General features: G+C 61.7%; 7 protein-coding genes and 2 tRNA genes. 5 read left to right on the top strand and 4 right to left on the bottom strand.

From position 1 onward, the window contains the following. Together Q0K17_RS07935 and Q0K17_RS07940 are read right to left on the bottom strand one after the other, a co-directional pair. On the bottom strand, positions 1-1,771 hold a 1,771-nt coding region (locus tag Q0K17_RS07935), incomplete at its 3' end, for a glutamine synthetase III (protein WP_294541908.1). Positions 1,772-2,025: 254 nt separating this feature from the next. Further along, positions 2,026-4,362 (bottom strand): hypothetical protein, encoded by a 2,337-nt coding sequence (locus Q0K17_RS07940; protein ID WP_294541939.1) that lies wholly within the window; start codon positions 4,360-4,362, stop codon positions 2,026-2,028. Between the two features lie 144 nt (positions 4,363-4,506). On the opposite strand from Q0K17_RS07940, the gene Q0K17_RS07945 reads away from it, so the two are divergent. Next, complete coding sequence (locus Q0K17_RS07945) at positions 4,507-5,001, top strand: CYTH domain-containing protein (RefSeq protein ID WP_294541941.1); 495 nt, start codon at positions 4,507-4,509, stop codon at positions 4,999-5,001. 84 nt (positions 5,002-5,085) lie between these two features. Here the strand turns inward: Q0K17_RS07945 and Q0K17_RS07950 are convergent, their stop codons facing one another. Together Q0K17_RS07950 and asnB (Q0K17_RS07955) are read right to left on the bottom strand one after the other, a co-directional pair. Continuing rightward, the gene (locus tag Q0K17_RS07950; protein ID WP_294541943.1) at positions 5,086-6,582 is read right to left on the bottom strand and encodes a UDP-N-acetylmuramoyl-L-alanyl-D-glutamate--2,6-diaminopimelate ligase; all 1,497 of its coding nucleotides are present in this window, start codon (positions 6,580-6,582) and stop codon (positions 5,086-5,088) included. Positions 6,583-6,589: 7 nt separating this feature from the next. After that, entirely contained in the window at positions 6,590-8,419 is a 1,830-nt protein-coding gene (gene asnB / locus Q0K17_RS07955; protein ID WP_294541945.1) for an asparagine synthase (glutamine-hydrolyzing), read from the bottom strand. A gap of 266 nt (positions 8,420-8,685) precedes the next feature. Here asnB (Q0K17_RS07955) and Q0K17_RS07960 point away from each other — a divergent pair, with 266 nt between their 5' ends. The 4 genes from Q0K17_RS07960 (at position 8,686) to Q0K17_RS07975 (ending at position 12,077) form a co-directional block, all read left to right on the top strand. Then, positions 8,686-9,921 (top strand): ATP-grasp domain-containing protein, encoded by a 1,236-nt coding sequence (locus Q0K17_RS07960; protein ID WP_294541946.1) that lies wholly within the window; start codon positions 8,686-8,688, stop codon positions 9,919-9,921. 20 nt (positions 9,922-9,941) lie between these two features. Next, entirely contained in the window at positions 9,942-11,828 is a 1,887-nt protein-coding gene (asnB, locus tag Q0K17_RS07965; protein WP_294541948.1) for an asparagine synthase (glutamine-hydrolyzing), read from the top strand. A gap of 92 nt (positions 11,829-11,920) precedes the next feature. Beyond that, positions 11,921-11,994: transfer RNA gene (locus tag Q0K17_RS07970), tRNA-Arg, on the top strand. A 6-nt stretch (positions 11,995-12,000) separates the two neighbouring features. Further along, positions 12,001-12,077, top strand: a tRNA-His gene (locus Q0K17_RS07975). Positions 12,078-12,092: the final 15 nt, after the last annotated feature.

Raw genomic sequence — 12,092 nt, forward strand, 5'->3', positions numbered from 1 at the left:
TGGTGGCGGCGGGGATCAGCTGTTTGTTGGCGATCTTCAGCATGGTGCGGGCTTCGATGTTGATGACCTTGCTGTAATGCTCCATCTCCACCTCGTAGCGGGAGAGCATCTCGGTCTTGGTCAGAACGCCGAACTCTTCCATCAGTTCGATGTTCTTGGGATCCTTCAGGGCGATCATCGCATCGGGGGTGCACTTGCGGTTGGGCAGGCCACGGCGCTCGGCCTCTTCCTCCCAGGCAGCGGAGTAGCCGTTGCCGTTGAAGATGACCCGGCGGTGGTCGTTCAGGGTCTGCTTGACCCAGGCCGCCGCGGCGCATTCAAAGTCGGCAGCGTCCTCGGTGGCGGCGCAGAATTCCTTCAGTTCCTTGGCCACGGCGGTGTTCAGGATGAAGTTCGCGTCGGACAGGTTCTCGGCGGAACCGGGCATACGGAACTCAAACTTGTTGCCGGTGAAGGCGAAGGGAGAGGTACGGTTGCGGTCGGTGGTGTCCTTGCTGAACTTGGGCAGGACATCCACGCCCAGGTCCATCTTCATCTTGACGGGGCCGGCGTAGGGAGAATCGGAGCAGATGGCGTCGATGACGGCTTCCAGCTCTTCGCCCACGAAGATGGAGATGATGGCCGGCGGGGCCTCGTTGGCGCCCAGACGATGGTCGTTGCCCGGGGTGGCAACCGCGGTGCGCAGCAGGTCGGCGTATTCGTCAACCGCCTTGACCACCGCCGCCAGGAAGACCATGAACTGCAGGTTTTCCATGGGGGTGTCGCCGGGATCCAGCAGGTTTTCGTCCTTGGTGCCCAGGGACCAGTTGTTGTGCTTGCCGCTGCCGTTCACGCCCTCAAAAGGCTTCTCGTGCAGCAGGCAGACCAGACCATGCTTGGAGGCGATCTTCTTCATCATCTCCATGGTCAGCAGGTTGTGGTCGATGGCAACGTTGGTGGTATCGTAGATGGGGGCCAGCTCATGCTGAGCGGGGGCCACCTCGTTGTGCTTGGTCTTGGCGGGGATGCCCAGCTTCCACAGTTCCTCGTCCAGTTCCTTCATGAACTCGGAGACCACGGGGCGGATCACGCCGAAGTAATGCTCTTCCAGTTCCTGGCCCTTGGAGGGAGCGGAACCGAACAGGGTGCGGCCGGTCAGGACCAGGTCCAGACGCTTGTCATAGTCTTCCTTGCGGATGAGGAAGTATTCCTGCTCCGGGCCCACGGTGGTGGCAACCCGGTCCACGTCCTTGCCGAAGAGCTTCAGCACGCGGCAGGCCTGATCGGAGATGGCCTGCATGGAGCGCAGCAGAGGGGTCTTCTTGTCCAGCGCCTCGCCGGTGTAGGAGCAGAAGGCGGTGGGGATGCACAGAACGTCATCCTTCACAAAAGCGTAGCTGGTGGGGTCCCAGGCGGTGTAGCCGCGGGCCTCGGCGGTGGCGCGCAGGCCGCCGGAGGGGAAGGAGGAAGCATCCGGCTCGCCCTTGATCAGTTCCTTGCCGGAAAATTCCATGATGGCGGTGCCGTCCGGCTGGGGGCTGACAAAGCCGTCGTGCTTTTCACTGGTGATGCCGGTCAGGGGCTGGAACCAGTGGGTGTAATGGGTGGCGCCCTTTTCAATGGCCCAGCGCTTCATGACGCTGGCCACAACGTTGGCCACATCCAGGTCCAGGGGCTGGCCCTTTTCGATGGTGGCCTTCAGGCTCTTGTAGGTCGAGCTGGGCAGACGCTCACGCATTTCATGTTCGTTGAAGACTTTGCTGCCGTAGATTTCCATAACGGTTGCTGCCATACTTCTTTTACTCCTTTACCATGCAGATTGTTGCCCCACCCCGGGACAAAAGCATGAAAAAAGGCACTGCGAAAGAATTTCGCAGCGCCCTTGCTGTATGCCATTATTATACGAGTCCGCCGCCCAAAATGCAACTGGCGGTTTGAACAAATCACAAACCGCCCTCGCGGTGGAAAACGGACGTTTTGGTCAGAATTCTTGTCAACCCGCACAAAACAAGAAAACGTTTCTTGTATGAAACGCCCGGACGGGTGTCAAACGGCGACGGGTTTGCGGCGTTTGCGCAGGCCCACAAAAACGGTGGCGGCAATACCTGCCAGACTGACAAGGTCGGCGGCGCGCCAGAACCAGAAGCCCACGAACCGCACGGTGACGGTGCCGCTGTACCCGGCGGGCAGCAGCACGATGAGGTAGCCGTCCTGGCGGCTGAGCTGGGCCGTGCCGGCGGTGTCGGTGAGTTCGTAGCCCGGATAGGCGAACAACGGCACCACCACGGTGGACTGGGTATCGTTGGTGTTGGTGGCGGTGAAGGATACATTCAGCTGGCCGCGGTAGTAGGATTCAGCCTCCACGCCCTCGTCAAAATAGAAGTTGGTGTCGTTGAACTGGGCGGGGGTCAGGTCATCCGAAAGGTCGTAGGGCAGGTACTCGCCCCCCGCCAGCTGGGACTCCTTCAGCGGGCTGGCCACGCCCATGGCCCCCAGGCTCATGTAGGTGGTCACCACGCTGTTGGCGCAGCTGTCGTACATCTGGTACCCGGCGGGGATCAGGGTCAGCAGCACCAGGGCCAGGGCGGCCTGTTTGGCCAGATCCCGGCGCTTGCTCCACAAAAGGGTCAGGGCCCCCGCCGCGCACAGGGTCAGCAGCAGGCTGGCCGGACTCAGGAACCGCCAGGCGAACTGCAGCTTGCCCAGCAGGGAAGAGAGGGCCTTGAGCACCGGGTTCTGGCTCAGGAAGATGTCATACCAGGGGAAGACATCGCTGGCCATCCAGACGCACAGGGCGCCGAAGCCGAAAGCCCACAGGCTGATGCGCAGCACCTTGCGGTTGGACTGGCGCACGGCAGGGTCCAGCAGGACCGCTACCAGCAGCAGGGCGCCCAGGCCCAGGGCGATACCCAGGGTCAGGGTCATCTCTCCGTCCATGCCCAGGGCCAGGGACTGGGAGGTGCCGGTGCCCTTGCCGAAGACCATGAACATCTGCCCCAGCATGACGGCGGTGTCCCGCAGGTAGGAGGCGTCGTACCGGCCGCTGATGCGGCAGACCCCCTGCACCATGTACTGGGCCAGGGGAACCAGGAACCACAGGTTCCACACCACGGCCAGACCGGCGGCCTTGCACAGGGCGGGCAGCACCGGGCGGCGGAAGGTGCGCTTGGCGTACAAAATACAGAAGATGGCGGTGAGGAAGCCGGTCATGACGCTGGTCAGCAGATGGGTCTGCAGCAGTCCCGTAAAGCCGATGGCCAGGGGCAGCCAGCACCAGGGGCGGGCTTTCTCGCCGGGTTTCTGGCGGTAGATCAGCCACAGCCCGTACACCACCAGCGGCAGGAAGACCATGGCGGAATATTCGCCCATGGAAGCCCGCACGTACACGTTGGTCAGCCGGTAGGGCGCCAGCAGATAGAGCGCCGTGCCGGCCAGGGCCACCGTCTCATTGCTGAACATGCGGCGCAGCACAAACCGGGTGACCAGGGCGGTGGCCAGGGTGATGGCCGCCACATACAGCTTGTACACCGTCTGCAGGCTGAAACCCACAATACGCAGGAACGCCGCCGGATACAAAAGCAGGTCGGCGTACATCAGGCTGAAAGGATAGCCCTTGCCGTCCACCAGGTCGGGGTTCATCCGCACCGGGAACTGTCCGGCCAGCAACCCGGCCTTCAGCCCCTCAATGCGGGACAGATGCACCGTCAGGTCGTGGCCGTAGATGATGTAGCCCAGCCCCAGGGGCAGACAGGCCACCGCCACCAGCACCAGGGTGGCCAGCATGCTGTACCGGGATTCCAGGGTGCGCCAGGGCAGCGCCACCCGGCGGGTCACCACCAGCAGGATCCAGTCGATGGCCGCAAACAGCACCAGTACGGTGAGGAAATGCACATAGGCAAAGGAGTGGGTGGGGATGATCTGCACCCCGGTGATGAAGGTCACCTGGCCTTCGCCGCAGTCGGAATAAAACTGCATCTGGGCCACATCGCAGCCGTGTTCCATCCACAGGGTAAAGACGGAAGAACTGCGCCCCGGGGGCAGGCTGGCCACGTCGTACTGGGCGGTGGGCATGACCTCGTCCAGGAACCGCACCGTGCCGGTGCCGCCGTTGTTGGCGTAGGTCACCACCACCTGGTAGCTGCCCGATTCAATGTCCAGCCAGCGGGTGGTGGCAAACTGGCCCACATAGTTCTCCACCTGGGTGCCCCGGGAATCATTCACCGCCTCCTCGGCGTAAGGAATGATCAGGTCGGGGGTCACATTGATGGCTGTGCCCGCCCCGAAATCCGAGACGAACCGCCCCAGCAGAAAAACTACCTCGGCGGCCAACAGCAGCAGGAACCACAGGTTCCTGCGGGTACAGAAACGTTTCAAATGCTGCATGAAAAAACTCTCTTTTCTTGATGTCGTTTTGCGGCATGCCGCAGCTTTCTACCATTATACGCGCTTGCCGGGACCGGCGCAAGCGTGGTATACTGTTCCCGGCGGCCGCGCCGCCCCAATTTCACAAAAAGGCAGGGAACAGGGATGGAGATCGAGCGCAAATGGATGGTGACCGGCTGGCCCCGGGGGCTGGAACCGGTGCGGGTGCAGCAGATGGACCAGGGCTATATCAGCGTGCGGCCCACCGTGCGCATCCGGCGGGAAGCGGTGCAGGGCGGCCCCACGGCCCTGGTGCTCTGCTTCAAGGGCGCGCCCGACCCCACCGGCATGAGCCGCCAGGAGATCGAGACCGAGATCGATGCCGATCTCTTTGCCAAGCTGGAAGCCCTCATCGGCAAGCCGCTGATCAAAAAGGAGCGCCGGGACTACGCCCTGTCCGGCGGGCTGCGGCTGGAAGTGAACGAGGTGGACCCGGGCCTGCCGGGGCATTTCCTGTACGCCGAGGTGGAATACCCCGACGAGGAGACCGCCCGCCGCTGGACCCCGGCGGATGCGGGGCTGGCGGACTACCTCACCGACGAGGTCACCGGCCGGAAAGGTGCCAGCATGGGGGAGTACTGGGAGCAGACCCGGGGCTGAACGCTTTATTTAGGAATCAGACAAAACAAACCGGCGCGGAGAAGGCCAAGCTGCTTTCTCCGCGCCGGTTTTACTTTTGTGTACTCAGTCGATGCCCTTTTCGGCGGCGTATTCCTCAATGAGCTCCCGCTCCAGGAAGGGGGTCTTGACGCCCTCCCGGTCCCGGTAGGCTTCGTGGCCCTTGCCGATGACCGCGATCAGGTCGCCCTCCTCGGCGTGGTCGATGGCGTAGTGCAGGGCGTCCAGCCGGTCGGGGATCTCCACATAGGGCACGTCGGGGTTGCCCTTGGCGATGCCCTCCTTGATGTCGGCGATGATGTCCTCCACCTTCTCAAACCGGTTGTTGTCCTCGGTGAGGATGAGGAAATCGGCCATCCTGGAGCAGACCTCCCCCATGCCGTACCGGCGCAGTTTGCTCCGGTTGCCGCCGCAGCCGAACACCACCACCATCCGGTGGGGATTGTAGGCCTTCAGGGTCTCCATCAGGCTCTCGGTGGCGGCTTCGTTGTGGGCGTAGTCGATGAGGATGGTGAAATGGTGGCTGATGGGCACCAGCTCCACCCGGCCCTTGACCACCGTGTCCCGCAGGCCCTGGTGGATGGGCTCGTCGGCCAGACCCAGCGCCTTGCCCACCCCGATGGTGGCCAGGGCGTTGTAGATGCTGAACCGTCCCGGCATGCCCACCTGCACGTCCAGGGTATGGCCGTCCGGCTCAGTGAGGGTGAATTCCACCCCCAGCATGGTCTTGTTGCGCAGCAGGCGGTATTCCTGGCTGGCGCGGTAATCGGCGGGCTTGTCGATGCCGTAGGTGATGAGCTCGCAGGTGTGGCCTTCCAGCAGGGCTTCGGTGTTCTCGTCGTCAGCGTTCACCACGCCGATGTCGCACCGCTGGAACAGCTGGCCCTTCCAGCTGCGGTATTCCTCAAAGCTGGCATGCTCGCCCGGGCCGATGTGGTCGGGGTACAGGTTGGTGAACACCCCCACCCGGTAGTGGATGCCCGCCACCCGGTCCATCATCAGACCCTGGCTGGACACTTCCATCACGCAGGCGGCGCACCCCGCGTCGGCCAGCTGGCGCAGGATCTTCTGCAGCTCGTAGCTTTCGGGGGTGGTGTTGTTCAGGTCGTAGTGGTGGCCGGGATAGTACACCCCGTTGGTGCCGATCATGCCGGTCTTGTGTCCGGCGGCGGTGAGCACCGACCGGATCATGTGGGTGGTGGTGGTCTTGCCCTTGGTGCCGGTCACCCCGATCATGGTCATCTCGTCGGCGGGATGGCCGAAATAAGCGGCGGACAGCATGGCCATGGCGTAGCGGGTGTTGTCAAATTTCAGCACCGTCACATTGGGCATGCTTTCCAGCACGCCGGGGGCCAGATCATGCTGGATCACCAGCACGGCGGCACCCTTTTCCACCACATCGGCGGCGTAGTCGTGGCTGTCACGCTGGGTGCCCACGATGCAGACGAACAGTCCCCCCGGGGTCACCTTGCGCGAATCATAGAAGATGTCGGCCACTTCGACATGCAGGGTGCCCTGTACCACCTGGTAGCGCAGCCCTTTCAGCAGTTGTTTGAGCAGCATCGGCCCTTCACCTCTTTACAAAATATTCGTCGTACCAGACAAGGAAGATAAACACACACCACAGCTGACGCCAGTTGTCCCGCTTGCCGCTGAGATGCTGGTCCAGCATGCGGTTCAGTTCCTTGGTGTTGAAGAATTGTTCCGCAGCCGGGGTGGCAAAGGCCTCCCGCAGGATGGCGGCGTACTTTTCCTCCCGCAGCCAGGCCCGCACCGGAACGGGGAAGCCCAGCTTTTTCTTGTCCGCCGTCTTGGCCGGAATGGTCATCTCGGCGGCGCCCCGCATGGCAATCTTGGTCTGCTGGGCGTTGACCTTGCATTTGGTGGGGATGCGGCAGGCCAGATCGAACACCCGGCGGTCCAGGAACGGCACCCGCAGTTCCAGGGAGTTGGCCATGCTCATCTTGTCGGCCTTGAGCAGAATGTCTCCCACCATCCACAGGTTCAGGTCACAGTATTCCATCCGGGTCACCGGGTCCTGGCCCTTGGTCATCTCAAAGAAGGGGCGGGAGATGTCGGTGGGCTTGCAGTTGCCGGTGTAATGCTTCATCAGCTTGCGCTTGCGGCGCTCGCCCATCAGGTTGGTGTTGCCGATATACCGCTCTTCCAGCGGACGGCCCCGGCGCACCAGGAAGTTGATGCCCGGTACCGGGGGCAGCAGGTTGGCCACCGCGCCCACGCTGCGGCGCAGCCACAGGGGCAGATGGTCGTACCAGCTCACGGTGAAAGGCTCTTTGTAGATGTTGTATCCGCCGAAGAATTCGTCCGCACCCTCACCGGACAGGCAGACCTTGACCTGCTTGGCGGCTTCCCGGTTGACGAAGTAGAGCGCCACGCTGGCGGCGTCGGCCAGGGGTTCATCCATGTGGTACTGGATGCGGCCCAGGTTGGCCCAGTACTCCTCGGGGGTGATGCGGTAGGCGTAGTTCTTGACCCCGATATGCTTGGAAAACTCGGTGGCATAATCGGTCTCGTCGTACTGCTTGTTGGCAAAGCCCACGGTGAAGGTCTTATCCACCTTGGCCAGGGCGGCCATATAGCTGGAGTCCACGCCGGAGGACAGGAAGCTGCCCACCTCCACGTCGGCGATCTTGTGGGCGGTCACGCTCTCCTGCATGGCGTCGCTGATGGCCTTCTCCCACTCCTGCAGGGTGGGTTCGTCGTCGGGCCTGAACTCGGGGCGCCAGTACCGCTGCACCGTCACCTGGCCGTCCTTCCATTCCAGCCAGTGGGCGGGCATCAGCTTCTTGACCCCCTTGAAGAAGGTGTTCTCCCCCGGGGAGAACTGGTAGGACAGGTACAGGGAGAGCTGGTCCTCGTTGAGCTCCTTGCGGAAGCCCGGATGGGCCAGAAAGCTCTTGATCTCGCTGCCGAAGAGCAGCTCCCCCTCCTCGTTCTGATAGTAGTACAGGGGCTTGATGCCGAAATGGTCCCGGGCCAGCAGCAGGGTCTTTTCCCGCCGGTCCCACAAAGCGAAGGTGAACATGCCCCGCAGCCGGTCCAGCATCCCCTTGCCCCACTGCTCGTAACCGTGGAGCAGCACCTCGGTGTCCGACCGGGTGGCAAAGGTGTGGCCGGCGGCCCGCAGTTCCTCGGTCAGGGACTGGAAGTTGTAGATCTCGCCGTTAAACACCACAACAAGGTTTTCATCCTCGTTGTACATGGGCTGGCGGCCGCCCTCCAGGTCGATGATGGAAAGCCGCCGCTGCCCCAACGCCGCCGGACCTTCCAGGAACTGGCCCTGGCCGTCCGGTCCGCGGTGGGCGATCAGGTCCATCATGGCCTGCAACACTTCGCGCGCGTCATCCCGCGCGCCCACAAATCCAACGATTCCGCACATATACTTTCCCTTTCCTTGGGGTGCCGTATGATTTTCGATACCCTATATTATACACACATGCCCCCGAAAAGAAAAGCCCGAACGCCCCAAAAGAATGTAAAAGTATGGTGTGAGCCCGGGCCGGGGGTGATACCTTTGGACGCTGCAGCGCATACTGTAAGGGCGGGCGGTTCCTGTTTTCCGGGCATACGGAGATTGACAAGGACGCCGCTTTGGACGTAAAATAAGCAGGAATATACCATCTGTATGAACAAAGAGGCTTTCCTATGCTGAAATTTCAACCTGTACTGCTGGGCAGCGACGCCAACGTCTACGGCATGGCCCGCAGTTTTTATACCCAATACGGGGTCGTCAGCGACGCCGTCTGCAAGGGGGTCCTGGTGGCCTGCCGCAACACCCGCCTGGTGCGCATCGCCGTGTGTGAGCCGGACCTGGAAAACGACGAGGTCTTTGTACGCACCCTGGTGGACTACGCCAAGGCCCACGATTACAAAAACTGCCCGCTGCTGCTGGTCTCCTGCGCCGACGGCTACACCATCCTCATGGCCCGTCACCGCCAGGAACTGGCGCCCTATTTCCATTTTGCCTGCCCGGAACTGCAAACCGTGCTGGATCTTGACATAAAAGACAACTTTTACAAAGCCTGTGCCGCACACGGGCTTTCTTACCCGAAAACGGCCACCTGCACCGCGCAGAACTACAAAAACGCCGAATTTCCCTTCGATTTCCCGGTCATCATCAAGGCCAGCAACTCCCCGGCCTACTGGAACTGCTCCTTCCCCCACAAAAAGAAGGTGTTCCTGGCCCATGACCGGGCGGAGTACGACGCCATCACCGCGGCCATCTACGGCAGCTCCTACCAGGACGACCTGATCCTGCAGGAGTACATCCCCGGGGATGACAACTGCATGCGGGTGCTCAACGCCTACTGCGGTCTGGACGGCAAGGTCCACCTGATGGCCCTGGGCCGCCCCCTGCTGGAGGAGCAGACCCCCGAGGGCATCGGCAACTACGCGGCCATCCTCTCCTCCCCGGAGATCAACGACCCCGCCCTGCTGGAACGGATGCGCGCCTTCCTGGAAGATGTGGGCTGGGTGGGCTACGCCAACTTTGATATGAAGTATGATGCCCGTACCGGGGAGTATAAACTCTTCGAGATGAACCCCCGCCAGGGCCGTTCCAGCTACTTTGTCACTGCAGCCGGCTACAACCTGGCCCGCTGGCTGGTGGAGGACGTGCTGGAAGGCAAGGACACCGGCTTCACCATCGCCGACACCGAAAGCCTGTGGATGATCGCCCCCTATGGCGTCATCCGCAAGTATCTGAAAGACGAAAAACTCCTGGCCACTGCCGCCCGACTGAAAAAGCAGGGCCGCAGCGCCCACCAGCTCTACTGCAAGGAGGACCGCAGCCTCAACCGGGGGCTGTGGTACCTGCGCAGCCAGCTGAACTACTACCGCAAGACCGCCCGCTATTACGGCAACAAGGGTCTGACCGACTGACACAGAGGAGGATAACATCCATGTGTGGTATCACCGGCTTTGCCGAACGCAAACATAACGCCGAGACCGCCCGGGCCACCGTGAAGGCTATGGCGGACCTGATCACCTACCGCGGCCCCGACGGGGAAGGGTATTATGTGGACGACCAGGTGGCCCTGGGCCACCGCCGCCTGTCCATCATCGACCTGGAGGGCGGCCGCCAGCCCATGTACAACGAGGACGAGAGCCTGGTGGTCATCTTCAACGGCGAGATCTACAATTTCCAGACCCTGCGCGCCGACCTGGAAGCCGCGGGCCATACCTTCAAGACCCACTCGGATACCGAAGTCCTGCTCCACGGCTACGAGCAGTGGGGCAAAGACCTGCCCGCCAAGCTGCGGGGCATGTTCACCTTTGTGATCTGGGACCGCAAGAACAAGACCATGTTCGGCGCCCGGGACATCTTCGGCATCAAGCCTTTCTATTACTATAATGTGGATGGCCTGTTCCTCTTCGGCAGTGAGATCAAGAGCTTCCTGGCCCATCCCGGCTTCAGAAAACAGCTGAACGAAAAGCGGCTGCCCGAATACCTGAGCATCGAATACATCCCCAACGAGGAGACCATGTTCGTGGATGTGTTCAAACTGCCCGGTGCCCATATGTTCACCTGGCAGGACGGGAACCTGACCATCGAGCGGTACTATGACATCCGCTACCACATCGACGAGACCAAGACCCAGGAGGACTGGGAGAAGAAGATCACCGAAACTTTTGCCGAGAGCGTGGCCGCCCACCAGATCGCCGACGTGGAGGTGGGCTGCTTCCTCTCCTCCGGCGTGGATTCCAGCTTTGTGGTCAACGAGGTGGCCAAGGGGACTCCCCATGTGAAGAGCTTCTCGGTGGGGTATGCGGAGGAAAAATACTCCGAGCTGCCCTACGCCCAGGCCTTCAGCAAGGAGATCGGGGTGCCCAGCATCGCCAACAAGGTGGACGCCGACCAGTTCTTTGATGCCAACCGGGTGATCCAGTGGTATCTGGACGAACCCATGCCCAACCCGGCGGAGGTGCCGCTGTACTTCCTGGCTCAGAACGCCCGCAAGTATGTGAAGGTGGTGCTTTCCGGCGAGGGCGCCGACGAACTCTTCGGCGGCTATCCCATGTACTGTCAGGCTGTCCACTTTGAGGATTACAGCCGCAAGGTGCCCGGAGCGGTGCGCCGCTTCCTCTCCCACACGGCGGCCAGACTGCCCCACTTCAAGGGCCAGCACTTCCTGGTCCGGGGCGGCCGTCAGCCCTGGGAGCGGTATATGCGGGCCAACTATGTGTTTGAGTCCCCGGCGGAGCGGGACCGTTACCTGAAAAAGAACTACGGCAACCCCGCCCCCGAGACCTTCTTCAAACCCTACTTTGACAAGGTCCAGGGCCTGGACGAACCCACCCAGCTGCAGTGGGTGGATATGCACACCTGGATGCTGTACGACATCCTGCTCAAGGCCGACCGGATGAGCATGGCCAACTCCCTGGAACTGCGGGTGCCCTTCCTGGACCGGGAGATGCTGGAAGTGGCCCTGAGCATTCCCCGCCGCTACCGCTGCGACAAGGAACATACCAAGATCGCTCTGCGGGGGGCGGCCCTCAAGCAGCTACCCGAAAGCGTGGCCCAGCGCAAAAAGCTGGGCTTCCCGGTGCCGCTGAACGACTGGCTCAGACAGGACAAATACTACAACATGGTGCGGGAAAAATTCACCGGCCCGGTGGCGGAGCAGTTCTTCAACGTGCCGGAAATCTGCACCTTGCTGGATGACCACAAGGCCGGCCGCGCCAAAAACATGACCAAGATCTGGAGCATCTACTCCTTCATTCTGTGGTATGAGCTGTATTTCGTGAACAGCGCCCCGCCGGCGGGGGTATATTCCGCAAAAGTTTGATGTTTTTTACAGCAGGGGCTTGACTTTTCAGGTTGCGTATGGTATATTAACAAACGCAGCTTGTTCCCGTACAAGGGGGTCAAGAACCATGCGCGCCCGTAGCTCAGCTGGATAGAGCAACTGCCTTCTAAGCAGTGGGCCGGGGGTTCGAGTCCCTTCGGGCGCATATATGGTGCCTATGGCGCAGTTGGTTAGCGCGCCAGATTGTGGCTCTGGAGGCCGAGGGTTCGAATCCCTCTAGGCACCCCACCAAAGACCGCACAG

Source organism: uncultured Gemmiger sp. (assembly GCA_944388105.1).
Taxonomy (GTDB): Bacteria; Bacillota; Clostridia; order Oscillospirales; family Ruminococcaceae; genus Gemmiger.